This is a genomic window from Streptomyces sp. MK7 (genome assembly GCF_032658145.1).
Classification (GTDB): domain Bacteria; phylum Actinomycetota; class Actinomycetes; order Streptomycetales; family Streptomycetaceae; genus Streptomyces; species Streptomyces spiralis.
This window is the reverse complement of sequence record NZ_JAVACL010000005.1, coordinates 223,586-242,732: the sequence shown is the minus strand read 5'-3', so window position 1 is coordinate 242,732 and position 19,147 is coordinate 223,586. Positions and strand designations below refer to the sequence as shown.

Annotated in this window: 15 protein-coding genes; 3 read left to right on the top strand and 12 right to left on the bottom strand. The window is 73.0% G+C overall.

Annotated elements, in window-relative coordinates; translation table 11 throughout:
- The first annotated feature begins 174 nt into the window (after window positions 1-174).
- Entirely contained in the window at window positions 175-963 is a 789-nt protein-coding gene (locus R2S09_RS09830; RefSeq protein ID WP_306189206.1) for a peptidoglycan recognition protein, read from the top strand.
- A 78-nt stretch (window positions 964-1,041) separates the two neighbouring features.
- On the opposite strand, the gene R2S09_RS09825 is transcribed toward R2S09_RS09830, so the two are convergent.
- The 7 genes from R2S09_RS09825 to R2S09_RS09795 form a co-directional block, all read right to left on the bottom strand.
- On the bottom strand, window positions 1,042-1,560 hold the full coding sequence (locus tag R2S09_RS09825) for a DUF4240 domain-containing protein (RefSeq protein WP_306189333.1): 519 nt from the start codon (window positions 1,558-1,560) through the stop codon (window positions 1,042-1,044).
- Window positions 1,561-1,657: 97 nt separating this feature from the next.
- Window positions 1,658-2,629, bottom strand: a complete 972-nt coding sequence (locus R2S09_RS09820) for a WYL domain-containing protein (protein WP_316740437.1) — start codon at window positions 2,627-2,629, stop codon at window positions 1,658-1,660.
- A gap of 82 nt (window positions 2,630-2,711) precedes the next feature.
- The gene (gene aceE, locus R2S09_RS09815; RefSeq protein WP_306189204.1) at window positions 2,712-5,414 is read right to left on the bottom strand and encodes a pyruvate dehydrogenase (acetyl-transferring), homodimeric type; all 2,703 of its coding nucleotides are present in this window, start codon (window positions 5,412-5,414) and stop codon (window positions 2,712-2,714) included.
- A 270-nt stretch (window positions 5,415-5,684) separates the two neighbouring features.
- Window positions 5,685-6,308: a GntR family transcriptional regulator gene (locus R2S09_RS09810; RefSeq protein ID WP_306189203.1), complete on the bottom strand. Its 624-nt coding sequence runs from the start codon at window positions 6,306-6,308 to the stop codon at window positions 5,685-5,687.
- 291 nt (window positions 6,309-6,599) lie between these two features.
- Window positions 6,600-8,408, bottom strand: coding sequence for a 2-oxoglutarate dehydrogenase, E2 component, dihydrolipoamide succinyltransferase (sucB, locus tag R2S09_RS09805; protein WP_316740436.1), 1,809 nt, complete (start codon window positions 8,406-8,408; stop codon window positions 6,600-6,602).
- A 62-nt stretch (window positions 8,409-8,470) separates the two neighbouring features.
- On the bottom strand, window positions 8,471-9,859 hold the full coding sequence (gene lpdA, locus R2S09_RS09800; protein ID WP_316740435.1) for a dihydrolipoyl dehydrogenase: 1,389 nt from the start codon (window positions 9,857-9,859) through the stop codon (window positions 8,471-8,473).
- A gap of 315 nt (window positions 9,860-10,174) precedes the next feature.
- Window positions 10,175-11,701, bottom strand: coding sequence for a leucyl aminopeptidase (locus tag R2S09_RS09795; protein ID WP_306183362.1), 1,527 nt, complete (start codon window positions 11,699-11,701; stop codon window positions 10,175-10,177).
- 278 nt (window positions 11,702-11,979) lie between these two features.
- Here R2S09_RS09795 and R2S09_RS09790 point away from each other — a divergent pair, with 278 nt between their 5' ends.
- A complete protein-coding gene (locus R2S09_RS09790; RefSeq protein ID WP_316740434.1) occupies window positions 11,980-12,852 on the top strand; it encodes an endo alpha-1,4 polygalactosaminidase in 873 nt (290 codons plus the stop codon).
- Here R2S09_RS09790 and R2S09_RS09785 read toward each other — a convergent pair.
- Both R2S09_RS09785 and R2S09_RS09780 read right to left on the bottom strand, forming a co-directional pair.
- Window positions 12,812-13,459: an RDD family protein gene (locus R2S09_RS09785; protein WP_316740433.1), complete on the bottom strand. Its 648-nt coding sequence runs from the start codon at window positions 13,457-13,459 to the stop codon at window positions 12,812-12,814. The two genes, R2S09_RS09790 and R2S09_RS09785, sit on opposite strands and share 41 nt — an antisense overlap.
- Before the next feature lie 84 nt (window positions 13,460-13,543).
- Window positions 13,544-14,317, bottom strand: a complete 774-nt coding sequence (locus tag R2S09_RS09780) for an adenosylcobinamide-GDP ribazoletransferase (protein WP_316740502.1) — start codon at window positions 14,315-14,317, stop codon at window positions 13,544-13,546.
- A gap of 156 nt (window positions 14,318-14,473) precedes the next feature.
- On the opposite strand from R2S09_RS09780, the gene R2S09_RS09775 reads away from it, so the two are divergent.
- Window positions 14,474-15,256 carry a hypothetical protein gene (locus R2S09_RS09775; RefSeq protein ID WP_306183366.1) on the top strand — a complete coding sequence of 261 codons (783 nt, stop codon included), beginning with the start codon at window positions 14,474-14,476 and terminating at the stop codon, window positions 15,254-15,256.
- On the opposite strand, the gene R2S09_RS09770 is transcribed toward R2S09_RS09775, so the two are convergent.
- The 3 genes from R2S09_RS09770 to cobT form a co-directional block, all read right to left on the bottom strand.
- Window positions 15,178-15,927, bottom strand: coding sequence for a hypothetical protein (locus R2S09_RS09770; protein ID WP_306183367.1), 750 nt, complete (start codon window positions 15,925-15,927; stop codon window positions 15,178-15,180). The genes R2S09_RS09775 and R2S09_RS09770 overlap by 79 nt on opposite strands.
- A 19-nt stretch (window positions 15,928-15,946) precedes the next feature.
- Window positions 15,947-17,722: a phosphatidylglycerol lysyltransferase domain-containing protein gene (locus R2S09_RS09765; RefSeq protein ID WP_316740432.1), complete on the bottom strand. Its 1,776-nt coding sequence runs from the start codon at window positions 17,720-17,722 to the stop codon at window positions 15,947-15,949.
- Between the two features lie 146 nt (window positions 17,723-17,868).
- Complete coding sequence (gene cobT, locus R2S09_RS09760; protein ID WP_306183370.1) at window positions 17,869-19,050, bottom strand: nicotinate-nucleotide--dimethylbenzimidazole phosphoribosyltransferase; 1,182 nt, start codon at window positions 19,048-19,050, stop codon at window positions 17,869-17,871.
- Between the last annotated feature and the right edge of the window lie 97 nt (window positions 19,051-19,147).

The following is a 19,147-nucleotide window of genomic DNA, read 5'->3' as shown; positions in this document are numbered from 1 at the left end:
ACGATGGTTCCACCAGGTGGCACACCACACATCGCGGACGGACCGGATGGGGGTGACAGTGAGCACATGCGTGGAGTGGGGAAGGCAAGGCGCACCCTGGGACGGCCGGGCCCGCGAGGGCGGCGCCGGCTCGGCGTGGCGCACCGGTGCCCGGCGCGGCTGCGGAGCACCGCCGTGACACTGCTGTGCTGCCTGACGGGCGCCGCCGCCGTCGGCGCGGTGCTGCTGGGCGCCCAGAGCGTCGAACAGACACTGGCCCTGGAAGCGCCGGACGGGCTGCGCGCCCAGGCGCCGGGCTCGGAGCCCGCGCAGGCCGTGGCGCCGCAGACCACCGGCTCCCGGCACACCGCGCCCCGGCCGCGCATCGTGCCGCGGACGGTGTGGCTGGACGCCACGACGCGCCACCGGCAGCCGCCGCCGCGCTACGACGACAAGGTGGTCGCCGTCTTCGTCCACCACACCGACTCGCCCAACGACTACGACTGCGCCGACGTCCCGCGCATCATCCGCTACCTGTACGCGGGCCAGACCGGCGCCCGCAACTGGGACGACATCGGCTACAACTTCCTCGTCGACCGCTGCGGCACGATCTACGAGGGCCGCGCCGGCGGCGTCGACCGCCCCGTCACCGGCGCCCACACCCAGGGCTTCAACCACCGCACGGCGGGCATCGCGGCCATCGGCACGTTCTCGGCCGGGACCCCCGTTCCGCGGGCGATGACGGACGCGATCGCCGCGGTGGCCGCCTGGAAACTGGGCCTGGCCGGGGTCGACCCGCGCTCCTCCGTCGCCCTGGTCTCCAGCAACACGCTCAGCCGGTACCCGGCCGGCACCACCGCCCTGCTCCCCGCCCTGGCCGGACACAACGACGGCTACCGCACCGACTGCCCGGGCGCCGCCCTCGCGGTCCGCCTCCCGGCCATCAGGGAGGCCGCGGCCCGGCTCCAGGGCAGGATGCGCTGAGCAGCGGGGCCGGGGCAGGGCACAGCACTCCCGGATTCCCGCGGGAATCCCCCGGAATCCGCCGGGATCCCCCAGGAATCACTCGCGGAATCTGTCCCACAGCTTGGGATAGCGCTGGGCGAGCGCCCGGTCGTCCTCGAGGGCGATGGGGGAGCCCTCCGGTTCCGGCGGGGCGGGTGCGATGCCGAGGTCGGGGGCGACGGTGCCGGTGAGCTGTTCGTAGGCCTCGTCGGCCGCGTAGCCGAGTTCCTCGCCGTCGCCGTCGATCTCCTCGTCGAAGTCGTCCAGGAGATCGGCGAGCGAGTCCGGGTCGTGCACGGCCCCCTCGAATACCTCCCGGCCCTGACCGATCAGCCAGCACCGGAAGAAGTCGAACGCGTCGTCGCTCGCCCCGTCCAGCAGCACCCAGGCGGCGCCCCACAGGTCCCAGCGGTAGGCGCGGTTGTACCGCGACTCGAAGTGACGGGCGAAGTCCAGGACCAGCTCCGGGTCGAACTCGAGCAGCCGTTCCACGAGCAGATCGGCCTGTTCCTCGGGGTCTCCCTCGGCGGCCCCGCGCGTGGCGTCGATCAGCTCCCAGAACTCCGTCTCGTCCATCACGGGTCAAGCATCGGCCCTCGGGCCGGGGCCCGCACGCGGAGTGCGGCGGAGTGCGGCGGATTGTTATCAGGCGGCTTGTGGTCAGCGGTACAGCTCAGCGGTACAGCGCGGCCAGACGCAGCGCGTCCCGAGCGAAGCGCTCGCGCAGCGACCCGGGGGCCAGCACCTCCGCCTCCGGGCCGAGCGAGGTGAGCTGGCCGTGGGCGACCTCCTCGGACTCCACCGGGAGGGTCACCGTCACCCGGCCGTGCTCGTCCGCGGGAGCGGCGGCGGCCAGCGCCTCCCGGGCCGACGCCGGGTCCACGACGTACGGGAGCCGTCGCACACCCGCCTCGGTCAGCCGCACGACCACCTCGGCGCGCAGGATGGACCGGGCGAACCGCTCGGCGCGCTGAGCCCAGAAGGCGGGCAGGTCGAACTCCTCGTCGCGCTCGAACCGCTCCTCGCCCACCTCGACGGCCGTGAACCGGCCGACGCGGTACACGCGGTACGACCCCCGCGCCGCCACCCGCGCGCACAGGTACCAGACCCCCGCCTTCAGCACGAGCCCGTACGGCTCCAGCTCGCGCTCCACCCCGGCCTCCCCGCTCCGGTAGCGCGCGGTGATCCGGCGGTCGTCCCACACCGCGTCGGCGACGGCGGGCAGCAGCTCGGGCGTCCTCGGCTCGGTGAACCAGTTCGGCGCGTCCAGGTGGAACCGCTGGGCGGCACTGCGGGAGGCGTCCCGCAGCGACGGAAGCAGCGCCGCCGACACCTTCAGCCGGGCCGCCGAGGCCGCGTCCTCGAGGCCCATCTCGCGCAGCGCCCCCGGCACCCCGCTCAGGAACAGCGCCTCCGCCTCGCTCCGCGCGAGCCCGGTCAGCCGCGTGCGGTACCCGCCGATCAGCCGGTACCCGCCGGCCCGCCCGCGGTCCGCGTACACCGGCACGCCCGCCTCGGACAGCGCCTGCGCGTCCCGTGTGACCGTACGCTCCGACACCTCCAGCTCCCGGGCCAGCTCGGCGGCGGTCATGGCGGGGCGGGACTGCAGCAGCAGCACCATTTTGATCAGACGGGCGGCACGCATGGCCCCATGATGCCGGGGGCCACCGACAGCGAAGGGGTACGGCGAGTGCCGTACCCCTTCGTCACCTGTCGGCCGTCAGCCCTTACAGGCCGTACTTCTCCCGGGCCTCCTTGACCGCCGAGGCCTTCACCTCGCCGCGCCTGGCCAGCTGGGCCAGGGCGGCGACGGCGATCGACTCGGCGTCCACACCGAAGTGGCGGCGGGCCGCGTCACGGGTGTCCGACAGACCGAAGCCGTCGGCGCCCAGCGAGGACCAGTCCTGCTCGACCCACTGCGCGATCTGGTCCGGGACCTGGCGCATGTAGTCGGAGACCGCCAGCACCGGGCCCTCGGCGCCCTGGAGCGCCTGGCGCACGTACGGCAGCCGGTCCTCACCGCGCAGGAGGGCCGCGTCGGCCTCCATCGCGTCGCGGCGCAGCTCACCCCAGGAGGTCGCGGACCACACGTCGGCGGCCACGCCCCACTCCTCGGCCAGCAGCTGCTGCGCCTTCAGCGCCCAGTGGATCGCCGTGCCGGAGCCCAGCAGCTGGATGCGCGGGGCGTTCGCCGGGGCCGTCAGGCCCGCCGACTCCGCCGTGTTGAAGCGGTACAGGCCCTTGACGATGCCCTCGTCGATGCCGAGGCCGGACGGCTTGGCCGGCTGCGGCAGCGGCTCGTTGTAGACGGTGAGGTAGTAGAAGACGTTCTGGTCCTCGCCCTCGGCCGCCTCGCCGTACATACGGCGCAGGCCCTCCTTGACGATGACCGCGATCTCGTACGCGAACGCCGGGTCGTACGTCAGCGCCGCCGGGTTGGTCGCCGCGATGACCGGCGAGTGGCCGTCGGCGTGCTGGAGGCCCTCACCGGTCAGCGTGGTGCGGCCGGCCGTGGCGCCGACGAGGAAGCCGCGGCCGAGCTGGTCGCCGAGCTGCCACATCTGGTCGGCGGTGCGCTGCCAGCCGAACATCGAGTAGAAGATGTAGAACGGGATCATCGCCTCGCCGTGCGTCGCGTACGACGTCGAAGCGGCGATGAAGTCGGCCATCGAACCGGCCTCGGTGATCCCCTCGTTGAGGATCTGGCCGTTCTTGGCCTCCTTGTAGTACATCAGCTGGTCGCGGTCGACCGGCTCGTACGTCTGGCCCTTGGGCGAGTAGATGCCCAGCGACGGGAACAGCGACTCCATGCCGAAGGTGCGCGCCTCGTCCGGGACGATCGGCACCCAGCGCTTGCCGGTCTCCTTGTCGCGGACCAGGTCCTTGACCAGGCGGACGAACGCCATGGTGGTGGCCACGCTCTGCGAGCCGGAGCCCTTGTCGAAGGCGGCGAAGGCCTTGTCGGCCGGGGCGGGCAGCGCCGGGACCGGGTGGACGCGGCGGGCCGGGGCGGGGCCGCCGAGGGCGGCGCGACGCTCCTGGAGGTAGCGGACCTCGGGGGAGTCGGCGCCGGGGTGGCCGTAGGGGACCTGGCCGTCGGCGAAGTCGCTGTCCTTGATCGGCAGGTCCAGGCGGTCGCGCATCGCCTTGAACTCGTCCACCGTCAGCTTCTTCATCTGGTGGTTGGCGTTCTTCGAGGCGAAGCCCTCACCGAGGGTGTGGCCCTTGACCGTCTGGGCCAGGATCACCGTCGGGGCGCCCTTGTGCTCCAGGGCGGCCTTGTAGGCGGCGTAGACCTTGCGGGACTCGTGGCCGCCGCGCGAGAGGTGGAAGCACTCGAGGATCTTGTCGTCGCTCAGCAGCTTCGCCATCTCGGCGAGCGCGGGGTCCTTGCCGAAGAAGTCCTCGCGGATGTAGGCGGCGCCGCGGGTCTGGTACGTCTGCACCTGCGCGTCCGGCACCTCGCGCAGCCGGCGTACCAGCGCGCCCGTGGTGTCGAGCTGGAACAGCTCGTCCCAGGCGGTGCCCCACAGGGTCTTGACCACGTTCCAGCCGGAGCCGCGGAAGAGGGCCTCCAGCTCCTGCACGATCTTGAAGTTGGCGCGGACCGGGCCGTCCAGGCGCTGCAGGTTGCAGTTGATGACGAAGGTCAGGTTGTCCAGGCCCTCGCGGGAGGCGAGGGTGAGCGCGGTGGTGGACTCCGGCTCGTCCATCTCGCCGTCACCGAGGAACGCCCACACGTGGGAGTCGGAGACGTCCTTGATGCCGCGGCTGGTCAGGTAGCGGTTGAACCGCGCCTGGTAGATCGCCGAGATGGGGCCGAGGCCCATGGACACCGTCGGGAACTCCCACAGCCAGGGCAGGCGGCGCGGGTGCGGATAGGACGGCAGGCCGTTGCCGCCGGCCTCCTGACGGAAGTTGTCCAGGTGCTGCTCGGTGAGCCGCCCGTCCAGGAAGGCGCGGGCGTAGATGCCGGGGGAGGCGTGGCCCTGGATGTACAGCTGGTCGCCGGAGCCGTCGCCCTCCTTCCCGCGGAAGAAGTGGTTGAAGCCCGTCTCGTACAGCCAGGCCGCGGAGGCGAAGGTGGCGATGTGGCCGCCGACGCCGTACTTGCTGCCGCGGGTGACCATCGCCGCCGCGTTCCACCGGTTCCACGCGGTGATCCGGGCCTCCATGGCCTCGTCACCGGGGACGGCCGGCTCGGCGGCGGTCGGGATGGAGTTGACGTAGTCCGTCTCGAGCAGCTTCGGCAGAGCGACGCCGGTGCCCTCAGCACGCTCCAGTGTGCGGCGCATCAGGTACGCGGCACGGTGCGGCCCGGCCGCCTTGGCGACGGCATCCAGCGAGGCCTGCCATTCGGCGGTCTCCTCGGGGTCGCGGTCCGGGAGCTGGTCGAGCTCGCTCGGCTGGATGGCGTTGGGGTCGGTCATGTCGCCGCCTTCCTCAGTCGAAGGGGGGTTCCCTCATCTGCGTAAGGGTTCGGGGGTGCCCTTGGTCTTTGGCAGGACAGGGCTGAGGCTCTGGTGGAAGCCCGTCGGTGACTGTAACTCCCTGATCGATGATCGATCAAAGGGTTGGGGGTCAAAACCTCTCGATCACGAGAAAGTCGGCACGGGGTGCCTTTCGGACAGGCACGCGGTGCCGTATTTTCGAATGGTTTCCGCAGGTGAGCGGCAGAGTGCTCGACTGGGAGACCTGCGTCACGCCCGCGGCGCGCACCCCAGGACATGGGCCTTCACCAGCTCGGCGATCTGCGGGTCGCGCCTGCGGAAGGCCTGCACCAGCTCCTCGTGCTCCTCCGCGTACGACTGCTGGACGGTGCCCAGCCAGCGGATCGACAGCGCGGTGAAGACCTCGATGCCCAGGCCCTCCCAGGTGTGCAGCAGCACGGAGTTGTGCGCGGCGCGCACCAGTTCGCGGTGGAAGCCGACCGTGTGGCGGACCTGGGCGGTGCCGTCGGCGTTGCGGTCGGCCTCGTACAGGGCCAGCACGTGCGGCTCCAGGGCCGAGCAGTCCTGCGCGAGGCGGTCCGCCGCCAGTTCCGCCGCTATGGCCTCCAGACCGGCCCGGACCGGGTAGCTCTCCTCCAGGTCGGCCGCGGTGAGGTTGCGCACCCGTACGCCCTTGTTCGGCGCCGACTCGATCAGACGCAGGGACTCCAGCTCGCGCAGGGCCTCGCGCACGGGGGTCTGGCTGACCTCCAGCTCGGTGGCGATCCGCCGCTCCACGATCCGCTCGCCCGGCTTCCAGCGCCCGCTGACGATCCCCTCCACGATGTGCTCGCGGATCTGTTCGCGCAGCGAGTGGACGACGGGCGCGGTCATGAGGGCTCCTCAGTCGGGGCGTTTGACGTTTAGACAATACGGCGGGTTCGCTCCGCGGGAAGGGCGCGTGGGGGCGCCTTCGTGCAGGTGAGACGAGGCGCACACCTCCGGTGGTTGGGCGGGGGCGCCTGTGAGCTCGGGGTCGTCCGTTGTCCGGCGGGTGCGGGTTGTCCGTGGCTTGTCGCGCCCACCTGGCGAAGCCGCAGATGGATACGGCCCCGCGCCCCTCACGTCGGTGCCCCCGCCCGGAGATTCCGGGCGGGGGCACCGACGTACTGCACTGACCGGCGGTTACAGGCCCAGCTCGACCTCGAACTCGCCTGCCTCCAGGATGGCCTTGACCGCCGTCAGGTAACGGGCCGCGTCGGCGCCGTCGACCAGGCGGTGGTCGTAGGAGAGGGTCAGGTAGGTCATGTCGCGGACGCCGATGACCGTGCCCTCCTCGGTCTCGATGACCGCCGGACGCTTGACCGTGGCACCGATGCCGAGGATCGCGACCTGGCCCGGCGGCACGATGATCGTGTCGAACAGCGCGCCGCGCGAACCGGTGTTGGAGATGGTGAAGGTCGCGCCGGACAGCTCGTCCGGAGTGATCTTGTTGGCGCGGACCTTGCCCGCCAGCTCCGCCGTGGCCTTGGCGATGCCCGCGATGTTGAGGTCGCCGGCGCGCTTGATGACCGGGGTCATCAGGCCCTTCTCGGAGTCCACCGCGATACCGATGTTCTCGGTGTCGAAGTAGGTGATCGTGCCCTCGGCCTCGTTGATCTTGGCGTTGATGACCGGGTGGGCCTTCAGCGCCTGGGCGGCGGCCTTGACGAAGAACGGCATCGGGGAGAGCTTGACGCCCTCACGGGCGGCGAAACCGTCCTTGGCCTGGGCGCGCAGCTTCATCAGACGGGTGACGTCGACCTCGACGACCGACGACAGCTGGGCCTGCTCGTGCAGCGCCTTGACCATGTTGTCGCCGATGACCTTGCGGATGCGGGTCATCTTGACGGTCTGGCCGCGCAGCGGGGAGACCTCCAGGGCCGGAGCCTTCCGGGCGGCGGCGGCCGGAGCGGCCGCGGCGGGAGCCGGAGCGGCGGCGGCGGCCTTGGCGGCCTCGGCGGCGGCCAGGACGTCCTGCTTGCGGATACGGCCGCCGACGCCGGTGCCCTTGACGGTGGACAGGTCGACGCCGTTCTCGGCGGCGAGCTTGCGCACCAGCGGGGTCACGTACGCGCCCTCGTCGGTCGCACGGGCGGCGGCCGGAGCGGCCGGCGCCGGAGTGACCGGGGCGGGGGCGGGCGCCGGGGCGGGAGCCGGAGCCGCGGGCTGGGCCGGGGCGGCAGCGGCGGGCGCGGGCGGAGCGGCGGGGGCCGGAGCCGGAGCGGCGGGCTGGGCCGGGGCCGCGGGGGCGGCCGGGGCCTCGGCGGCGGGCGCCGGGGCCGGGGCGGCCGGAGCCGGAGCGGCGGCCGGGGCGGCACCGGGGGCGCCGATGACGGCGAGCTTGGCGCCGACCTCGGCGGTCTCGTCCTCGCCGACCACGATCTCCAGGAGCACGCCGGAGGCGGGCGCCGGGATCTCGGTGTCGACCTTGTCCGTGGAGACCTCGAGCAGCGGCTCGTCGGCCTCGACGGAGTCACCGACGGCCTTCAGCCAGCGGGTGACGGTGCCCTCGGTGACGGACTCGCCGAGCGCGGGCAGGACCACGTCCGTGCCCTCGGCGCCACCAGCGGGAGCGGCCGGGGCGGCAGCGGGGGCCGGGGCGGCAGCGGGGGCCGGGGCGGCAGGGGCCTCGGCGACCGGGGCCGGGGCGGGCTCGGCGGCCGGAGCCGCAGCCTCGGCGGCAGCCGGGGCCGGCGCGGCGGGCGCCGCGCCGGTGCCGTCGTCGATGACGGCCAGCTCGGCGCCGACCTCGACCGTCTCGTCCTCGGCGACCTTGATGGAGGACAGCACACCGGCGGCGGGGGAGGGGATCTCGGTGTCGACCTTGTCGGTCGAGACCTCGAGCAGCGGCTCGTCGGCCTCGACGCGCTCGCCCTCGGCCTTCAGCCAGCGGGTGACAGTGCCCTCGGTGACGCTCTCGCCGAGCGCCGGAAGGGTTACGGAAACCGCCATGGTTTCGGTTGCTCCTTACGAAGTGCGGAAGTCTGTGTCGTCGCGCCCGAAGACTGAAGGCGTCAGTCGTGGGAGTGCAGCGGCTTGCCGGCCAGGGCCAGGTGGGCCTCGCCGAGCGCCTCGCTCTGCGTCGGGTGGGCGTGGATGAGCTGGGCCACCTCGGCCGGCAGGGCCTCCCAGTTGTAGATCAGCTGGGCCTCGCCGACCTGCTCGCCCATGCGGTCGCCGACCATGTGGACGCCGACCACCGCACCGTCCTTGACCTGGACGAGCTTGATCTCACCCGCGGTCTTCAGGATCTTGCTCTTGCCGTTGCCCGCCAGGTTGTACTTGAGAGCGACGACCTTGTCCGCGCCGTAGATCTCCTTCGCCTTGGCCTCGGTGAGGCCGACGGAGGCGACCTCCGGGTGGCAGTACGTCACCCGCGGCACACCGTCGTAGTCGATCGGGACGGTCCGCAGACCGGCCAGGCGCTCCGCCACCAGGATGCCCTCGGCGAAGCCGACGTGCGCGAGCTGGAGCGTGGGGACCAGGTCACCGACGGCGGAGATGGTCGGGACGTTGGTGCGCATGTACTCGTCGACGAGGACGTAGCCGCGGTCCATGGCGACCCCGGCCTCCTCGTAGCCCAGGCCCTGGGAGACCGGGCCGCGGCCGACGGCGACGAGCAGCACCTCGGCCTCGAACACCTTGCCGTCCGCGAGGGTGACCTTGACACCGTCCTGGGTGTACTCGGCCTTCTCGAAGAAGGTGCCCAGGTTGAACTTGATGCCGCGCTTGCGGAAGGCGCGCTCCAGCAGCTTCGAGGAGTTCTCGTCCTCGACCGGGACCAGGTGCTTCAGGCCCTCGATGACCGTGACGTCGGAGCCGAAGGACTTCCAGGCGGAGGCGAACTCGACACCGATGACGCCGCCGCCCAGGATGATCGCGGACTTCGGCACGCGGTCCAGGACCAGGGCGTGGTCGGAGGAGATGATGCGGTCGCCGTCGATCTGGAGGCCCGGCAGGGACTTCGGCACGGAACCGGTCGCCAGGAGGACGTGGCGGCCCTGGATCCGCTGACCGTTGACGTCCACGGAGGTCGGGGAGGACAGCCGGCCCTCACCCTCGATGTAGGTGACCTTGCGGGAGGCGATGAGACCCTGCAGGCCCTTGTACAGGCCGGAGATCACCTCGTCCTTGTACTTGTGGACCGCCGGGACGTCGATGCCCTCGAAAGTGGTCTTGACACCGAACTGCTCGCTCTCGCGAGCCTGGTCGGCGATCTCGCCCGCGTGCAGCAGGGCCTTGGTGGGGATGCAGCCCCGGTGCAGGCAGGTACCGCCGACCTTGTCCTTCTCGATCAGGGCGACGTCCAGGCCCAGCTGTGCCCCGCGCAGGGCCGCGGCGTAACCACCGCTACCACCGCCGAGGATCACTAGGTCGAAAACGGTGCTGGCGTCGTTCGCCACGTCACGTCCTCCATGCATGTGCGCCGTGCGCCGGTCGTCGGTGACCGGTCGGCGGCTGGTGTCCGGCCGCTCGTTCTTCGGCCCTTAGGTGGGGGCCCTGTCCTGCCGACGCCCATCTTCGCACTTGTCGGGAGCGGAAGAGACGCGGGGCCGGGGTGTGAGACGTCCCACCCTCCAGCGAGGCGAGTGAGCCAAAGGGGCGCGCCGGTGTCGAGAGCCCGAACGCGCGGAGGCCCGAAGGGCTGAGCACGATCGGGCTCTCGACACCGGCTGGAGCGCCCAGGAGGCGAACCGAGCCCTAAAAAAGGGGGCAGGTCAGCCGAGGTCACCCGAAGCCGTGAGTTCCGCGAGCCGGACGAGCGTGCGCACCGCCGAGCCCGTGCCGCCCTTGGGCGTGTAGCCGAAGGGACCCTGCTCGTTGAAGGCCGGGCCGGCGATGTCCAGGTGCGCCCAGGTGATGCCGTCGCCGATGAACTCGCGCAGGAACAGACCGGCGACCAGCCCGCCACCCATGCGCTCCCCCATGTTGGCGATGTCGGCGACCGGCGAGTCCATGCCCTTGCGCAGGTGCTCGGGCAGCGGCATCGGCCAGGCCTCCTCGCCGACCTCCTCGGCGGCCTCGTGGACCGCGGTGCGGAACGCCTCGTCGTTCGCCATGACGCCGAAGGTGCGGTTGCCCAGCGCCAGGACCATCGCGCCGGTCAGGGTCGCGACGTCCACGATCGCGTCCGGCTTCTCCTGCGAGGCGGCCCACAGCGCGTCCGCGAGCACCAGCCGGCCCTCGGCGTCGGTGTTGAGCACCTCCACCGTCTTGCCGCTGAACATGCGCAGCACGTCACCGGGGCGGGTGGCGGAACCGGAGGGCATGTTCTCGGCGAGCGCCAGCCAGCCGGTGACGTTGACCTCCAGGCCGAGGCGGGCGGCCGCGACGACGGCGGCGAACACCGCGGCGGCGCCGCTCATGTCGCACTTCATCGTCTCGTTGTGGCCGGCCGGCTTGAGCGAGATGCCGCCGGAGTCGTAGGTGATGCCCTTGCCGACCAGCGCCAGGTGCTTCTTCGCCTTCGAGCTGGTGTACGACAGCTTCACCAGCCGCGGCGCCGACGCCGAGCCGGCGCCGACGCCCAGGATGCCGCCGTAGCCGCCCTTGGCGAGCGCCTTCTCGTCGAGCACCTGCACCTTCAGGCCGTGCGCCTTGGCCGCGTCCTGGGCGGCGGCGGCGAACGCGGCCGGGTTCAGGTCGTTCGGCGGGGTGTTGACCAGGTCGCGGGCGCGGTTGAGCTCCTCGGCCACGGCCGTGGCGCGCTCGATCGCCGCCTTGTAGGCCCGGTCGCGGGGCTTGCCGCCGAGCAGCACGACGTCGGCGAGCGGCGCCTTGCCGCCCGGCGCCTTCGCGTCCTTGCCGTTCTCCTTGTACGTGTCGAACGAGTAAGCGCCGAGCAGCGCGCCCTCGCCGACCGCGCCGGCGTCGGCGGCGTCCGTCAGCGGCAGCAGGAAGGCGGCCTTCTTCGACCCGGCCAGCGCACGGGCGGCCACACCGGCGGCCCGGCGCAGCGCCTCGCCGTCGTAGCCGGCGTCCTTCTCGGGCTCCGCGCCGAGGCCCACCGCCAGCACGAGCGGGGCCTTGAAACCGGACGGTGCGGGCAGCTTGGTCACCTCGCCCTCGGCACCGGAGGCGCCGAGGGTCTCCAGGACGTCGGCGAGCTTGCCGTCGAACGCCTTGTCGACGGCCTCGGCGCCCGGTGCGACGACCGGGCCCTTGGGGCCCTTGGCGACGCCGACGACGATCGCGTCGGCCCGCAGGCCGGGCGCCCCGGCGGTGCTGAGAGTGAGAGCAGTCACGGTGGTGAAATCTCGCTTCCCTGTAAAAGGTGATGTGGCCGAATGCGGGTGGGGTCGACCGACCCGACGACCGACCCTAGATCCCTCCTGCGGTGCGGTCTTCACCCGGGCAGGCAAACACCCGGCACGAGCCTACGCGCGTTGTTTCGCCGACCGTGTCCCGCGGGGTTCACCCGGCGGCGGCGTCGCCGTCACCCTCCGATCCTCGCACCGCACGCCCCGGGGCGCGGCTCGGGACAACTCCCGCTCGTGCGGGGAGAATCGGCGATGATCGTCGCGTGTACGTTCCCGCGCATCGCCCCGCCACCGCCCGTACGACGAGACGCCCGGCCCTCCTCGTCGCCCTGCTCCTGCTGCTCGCCGGCTGCACCGGCCACCACGGCGAGGACGGCGGATCCGGCGGACCCGGCGGGCACGGCGGTTCCGGGAAGGACGCCACGCCCTCCGCCGTGCGGCGCTGGCAGCCGCGCCCCGGAACCAGCTGGCAGTGGCAGCTCAGCGGCCGGCTCGACACCTCGGTACGCGCGGAGGTCTACGACATCGACGGCTTCGACCACTCCAGGGCGACCGTCGCGCAGCTGCACCGCAAGGGCCGCAGGGTCATCTGCTACGTCTCCACCGGCGCCTGGGAGGACTTCCGGCCGGACGCGGACAGGTTCCCGAGGCCGGTGCTCGGCCGGGGCAACGGCTGGAAGGGCGAGCGCTGGCTCGATATCCGCCGTACCGACGTGCTCGGGCCGCTGATGGCAGCCCGCCTCGACATGTGCCGGCAGAAGGGCTTCGACGCGGTGGAGCCGGACAACATGGACGGCTACCGCAACCGCACCGGATTCCCGCTCACGGCCGCCGACCAGCTCCGCTACAACCGTCTCGTCGCCGAGCTGGCCCACGAGCGGGGCATGGCGGTCGGCCTGAAGAACGACCTCGACCAGATCCCGCAGCTCGTCGGGGACTTCGACTTCGCGGTCGACGAGCAGTGCGCCCAGTACGGCGAGTGCGCGAAGCTCGAGCCCTTCGTCGCCGCCGGCAAGGCCGTGTTCCACGTCGAGTACGAGCTGCCGGCCGACCGCTTCTGCCCGCAGTCCCGCCGTCTGGGGCTGAGCTCGCTGCTCAAGGAGTACGAACTGGGGGCGTGGCGCCGGGCGTGCTGAACCCGGCGGCCGGCCCGGTGGGGGTGCGGTTCCCGAGCCCGAGTCCGGTGACCGCCGTACCCGCCACCCGGTCGGCCAGCGACCGCCGGCCGGGGAAGAGCACCGGCAGGGCGTTGCACAGGAAGACCAGCACGGCCACCGCCCACACCAGCACCGACAGCAGGAAGTGCCCCTCGATCAGCAGCACACAGGCCACGGCGTAGACGGCGACGTCGGCCGCGGTGGTGACGGCGGCGCGCACGGCGGCGTGGCGGGCCCTGCGCGGGGCGACCTTCAGCCCCAGCAGCCCCTTGCCGACGGTGCGCCCGGCAAGGGCCAGGCACGCCCACTGGTAGAGGAAGGTGGCCAGAACCAGCAGCCCGAACGCCTCCTCCACGTACAGCACCACCTTGTCCCACAGCGACAGTCCGAGGTGTTCCGAGACGCCGACGACATCTCCGCGCGAGGTCAGCAGGTCCAGGCCGCCGCGGGTGGCGAGTTCGGGCACGTCGGTGACGAGCGCGGACATCCGGTGGAAGGTGAGCACGGCGAGCGCGGAGGCCGCCGCGACCACCAGCGCGAAGTCGATGAACCAGGCCACGGCACGACGCAGCTTCGGCACAGACATCCCCCCCGGATCACATCACTGTCTGTTCGGCGGCCCAGGCTAGCGAGGGGACGGGGCCGGCCGAAGGGATCGGCGCAGATCGTTTCAGCCCAGTGACAGAAGGACCACGGCGGTGGTGGCCGCCGTCTCCGCGAGGGCGCCGAAGACATCGCCGGTCACGCCGCCGAAGCGGCGCGTGCAGTGGCGCAGGAGGAGCTCGGCGGCGAGCAGGGCGGCGATCACCGCGCCGGCGGCGAGCAGGGCGGTGCGCGTCCCGAGGCCGGCTCCCGCCGCGCCGGCCGCACCCGTGACGACGAGGGCGGCCCCCAGCGCGCGTGCCACCGGGACCACCCCCGCGACGGCCGCCCCCAGCCCCTCCGGCCGGGCGGCCGGCACTCCGCGGCGCGCGGCCAGGGTCAGCGCCAGCCGGGCGGCGGTCGCCGCGACGACGGCGGCCAGCGCGCCGTGGGCCCACGAGTCGCCGTAGGCCCGCGCCAGGGCGGCCGTCTGTGCGAGCAGTACGAGGACGAGGGTGATCACCCCGAAGGGGCCGATGTCCGACTGCTTCATGATCCGCAGCGCGTCCTCGGCCGGCTTGCCGCTGCCGAGTCCGTCCGCGGTGTCGGCGAGACCGTCCAGGTGCAGGCCGCGGGTCAGTACGGCGGGCACGGCGGCGGTGGCGACGGCGGCGAGGAGCGGACCGGCGCCGAGGAACAGCGGCGCCAGACCCGCCGCAGCGGCGGCCACCCCGACGACGAACCCGGCGACCGGCGCGCAGAGCATCCCGCCGCGCGCCGCGCCGCGGTCCCAGCGGCTCACCCGGACCGGAAGGACGGTCAGCGTCCCGAAGGCGAACCGGAGACCGTGCAGCGCGGGCATCCGCGAGGAGGACGTGGAGGACGAGGGCGACGACGCGGACGAGGAGGACGAGGGCGACGAGGGGGAGGAGGGCGCGGACACGCGGGCAGGTTACGGGACCGGCGCGTCCCCGGCCGCGGGCGGGCGGGGCCCCGGCGGGCGCGGCACACTACACACATGGGGCACTGGCTGTACCGCAACATCGTCGAGCCCGGGAAACTGCCCCTGCTCCTCGCCCTGGGCGCCTTCGTCATGACCTTCCTGGTCACCCGGGTCATCACCCGCCTGATCCGGGCCGGGAAGGGGCCCTTCGGCAACGTCAGGGCCGGCGGGCTGCACATCCACCACGTCGTCCCCGGTGTCGTCCTCAGCGTCCTCGGCGGTTTCGGCGCGGTCGCCAGCGGCCGGCACGGCTTCGGAGCGGCGGCCTTCGCGGTGGTCTTCGGGATGGGCGCGGGCCTGGTCCTGGACGAGTTCGCGCTCCTCCTGCACCTGGACGACGTCTACTGGAGCGAGGCGGGCCGCAAGAGCGTCGAGGTGGTCGTCCTCACCGCGGCTCTGGTCGGGCTGGTGCTGGCGGGTTTCTCCCCGTTCGGTGTCAACGACGTGACCGCGGGCGAGCTGCAGGACCGGGGGACGGTCATCTCCGGCGTGGTCGTGAACTTCGCGTTCTCCCTGGTGGCCCTCGGCAAGGGCAAGTTCCGGCTGGCCGTCCTCGGGGTGATCGTCCCCTTCCTCGCCCTGGTCGGCGCCGTCCGGCTGGCCCGCCCCGGCTCGTACTGGGCCAGGCACTTCTACCGCCGCCGCCCGCGCGCCCGCGCCCGGGCCGCTCTGCGCGCCCACCGCCACGACCGCCGCTGGGCCCGTCCCCGCCGCGCGGTTCAGGACTGGATCGGCGGCAGACCGGACGCGCGGCCGGCCCGGCTGCCGGGGCCGGGTCCAGGTCCGGGCGGTGAGTGAGGGACCCGGCCCCCACGCCAGGGCCACCGGTGCCGTACGGAGGACAGCGCGCAGACCAGCGCCACCGCCGTGAGCGCCGCCAGATGCTCCCGGCCCGCCAGGTTCTCCTTCAGCGTCACCTCGACCGCCATCGCCGCGGTCACCGCGCCCGCCGTGACGTAGGCGCCGTAACGCCAGCCGAGGTACACCGCGAGCCCCACCACCGCCGCGGACGGGCCGGTGTCCACCACGTGCGCGTCGGTGCGGGGCAGGCCCAGCGGACTGCCGGGGCCGAGCGCGATGCCCAGGCGCGCGTACAGGGTGCCGGCGAGCGTGGCGACGTAGGCGACGGCGAGGGTGCGCCGCCGGCCCAGGCAGATCTCGGCGACGCCGAACACGCCCAGGATCTGCGCCAGCGCCCCGTACACCGGCAGGTCCGGGGCCGGTACGAACAGCGACAGCGGGGTGCGCAGCAGGGACAGCCAGAGCGGGTCCTCGGCCCGTACGGACCCGACGCGGTGGACGAAGCCGTGGCCCCAGGGCTGGTTCTGCGCGTACTGGAGCAGCGCCGTCAGGCACACCGCGGCGAGCGTCATCGACACCGCCCGCAGGCGGCGCCGCAGGAGTGGCTCGCGCACGGTGTCGTACACGAGCCCCCATTCGGCGCGGGCCCAGCGGGCGGGCGTCCTCATCAGGCCTTCCCCGGCATCCTCATCGCGGTGTCTCCAGGTGCCTGCGGTCCAGCCACCTGGGAAGGCCCGGCGCGCCGGGCCCTGCCGTCAGGAAGCCCTCCGCGCGTGCCGCCGCGAGGCCGATGCGCGGCAGGTCCGCGCTCTTCTCGAAGAGCAGGAACCGCGGCTCCCAGATGGGCCGGTACTTGGCGTTGGCGCGGTACAGGGACTCGATCTGCCACCAGCGGGAGAAGAAGCTGAGCAGCGACCGCCACAGCCGCAGCACCGGTCCGGCGCCGAGGCGCGCGCCACGCTCGAAGACCGAGCGGAACACGGCGAAGTTGAGGGAGACCTGGGTGACCCCGATCTCCCGGGCGCGGCGCAGCAGTTCGAGCACCATGAACTCCATGAGCCCGTTCTCGGCGTGCCGGTCGCGGCGCATGAGGTCGAGGGAGAGCCCGTGCGGCCCCCACGGCACGAAGGAGAGCAGCGCCTTCAGGTCGCCGTGGGCGTCGTGGCACTCCAGCATCACGCACTGCTCGTCCTCGGGGTCCCCGAGCCGGCCCAGCGCCATGCTGAACCCGCGCTCGGTGGCCCCGTCCCGCCAGTCGTCCGCCCGTTCGATCAGATACGCCATCTCGTCCGCGGGGATGTCCTCGTGCCGCCGGACGCGCACCGTGTACCCGGCCCGCCGCACCCGGTTGCGGGCCTGCCGCACGGTGCGCATGGCCCGTCCCTCCAGGGTGAACTCGGCGACGTCCACCACGGCCTCGTCGCCGAGCTCCAGGGCGTCCAGCCCGTGCCGGGCGTAGACCGTGCCCGCCTCCTCGCTCGCGCCCATCACCGCCGGGATCCAGCCGTGCGCCCGCGCCTGGTCCAGCCAGGGCCCGATGGCGCCGGGCCAGGCCTCGGGGTCGCCGATGGGGTCACCGGAGGCGAGGCTGACGCCGCCCACCACGCGGTAGGCGACGGCGGCCTTGCCGGTGGGCGACCAGATGACGCTCTTCTCCCGGCGCAGCGCGAAGTAGCCGAGCGAGTCACGCTCGCCGTGCCGCTGGAGCAGCTCCCGCAGCCGCTTCTCGTCGTCCGTGGTGAGCGGGTCGACGGCGCGCCGGGAGCGGAAGGCGGCGTAGAGGACGGCGAGGACGAGGGCGGTGGACAGCGCGTTGATGGCGACGTTCGCCCAGTTGGGGGTGGCGATGCCGGGGAAGCGGGCCTCCGGTGCGGCGACCGAGACCAGCCGCAGCGTGCCGTAGTGCCAGCGCTGGAGGAACGTCGAACGGGCCGCGTCCGCGGCATGGTTGGTGACCGTCACCAGCAGCGCGGCCAGCAGCGAGGCCGACAGCGCCCCGCCCACGGCGACGGCGGCGGCCAGGCGGGGGTTGGCGCGGTCGCCCTTGGCGTAGAACTCGCGCCGCCCGAGCAGCAGCGCGGCGACGAAGGCGGCGGTCAGCGCCAGGGAGACCCAGTTCTGCACGGAGCCGCGGACCTCCGGGAACATCACCTGGGCGAACGCGAACAGCGCCAGGAACGGCCCGCTCAGCCCGAGGTTCAGGATCCAGGCGGCCCGCTTGCGGCGGCGCATGGTGACGGCCAGGAACGCGGTGAAGACGCCGGAGGCGAAGCCGGCGGTGAGCAGATACGGCGTGAAGAGGTCCTGCTGGTTGTGGCGCCGCACGTCCTGGCCCAGGGAGACCCACACCGCGCTGAGGAAGTTGACGAACGCGGCAGCCCGCAGGTACCAGACGGCGAACGCGGCGGCCCGCCGCGCGCTCGCGCCACCGGGACGGACGGGTACGACTCGGGCATCTCCCATGAAGATTGATCATATGTGGGCTCTTGCGGCGAACGTCCGTTTTGTCGACGGGCCGTCATCGCAAGAGCGGGCAGGAGAGGTGTGTCACCCGGTGTGTCACCCAGGGCGTCACCCGGGGTGTCGCCGCAGGGGCCCCGCGCCCCACGTCACTCCGAGCCGTGCCCGGCCGCGCCCTCGCCGGCCTTCTCCTCATCGGCCTCCTCGCGAGAGGCCTCTTCCTTCTCGGCTTCCTCGGCCTTCTCGGCTGCCCCGGCGTCCCCGGCTTCCTTCTCGGCTTCCTCGGCGACGGCCTCGGGAAGCTCCGCCGCCAGTGCCGCCGCGGCCTGGACCAGCGGGAGCGCCAGCAGCGCGCCCGCGCCCTCGCCGACGGTCACCTTGTGGTCGAGCAGCGGCTCCAGCGCCATCCGGTCCAGGGCCTTGGCCTGCCCAGGCTCCCCGCTGCTGTGCCCCGCCAGCCACCAGTCCGGCGCACGGAACGCCACCCGCTGCCCCACCAGGGCGCACGCGGCCGAGACCACGCCGTCCAGGATCACCGGCAGCTTGCGCACCGCGCACTGCAGCAGGAAACCGGTCATCGCGGCCAGATCGGCCCCGCCCACCGTCGCCAGCAGCTGCAACTGGTCCCCGAGCACGGGCCGGGCCCGCCGCAGCGCGTCCCGGATCGCGGCGCACTTGCGCATCCACGCCAGGTCGTCGATCGGCTCACCGCCGCGCCCGGTCACCACGGACGCGTCCGTTCCGCACAGCGCGGCGATCAGCACCGCCGCCGCGGTGGTGCCGCCCACGCTGACATCGCCGAGCACCACCAGGTCCGTACCGGAGTCGGCCTCCTCGTCGGCCACCGCGATGCCGGCCCGGAACGCGGCCTCCGCCTCCTCAAGGGTCAGCGCGTCCTCCACGTCGATGCGTCCGCTGCCGCGCCGCACCCGGTGCCGTACGACGTCCTCGGGCAGCGCGTCGGGAGCGCAGTCGAGAGCCATGTCCACCACCCGCACCGCCACCCCGAGCCGCCGGGCCAGCACGGACACCGGCCGGCCGCCCTCCAGGACCGCCCGCACCAGCCGCTCGGCGCCACCCGCGGGCCGCGCCGAGACACCGAGTTCCGCGACGCCGTGGTCACCGGCGAAGAGAACCACCCGCGGCCGTTCGACCGGCCGCACCGGCACGGCGCCCTGCGCCGCCGCCAGCCACTCACCCAGGTCGTCGAGGCGGCCCAGCGAACCGGGCGGCACGATCTGACGCTCCCGGCGCGCCTCGGCGTCACGGCGCATGCCGCCGTCCGGACGCTCGATCAGATCGGTGAAGTCGTCGAGATTCAGCGAGCTCATTCGCCGAACAGTACCGGCCCCGCTCGAACGCGACCGAGCCACGTCGCCACCACACCCGTACGGCGTCTTCCCGACCAAGATCCCGATCTCATACGTT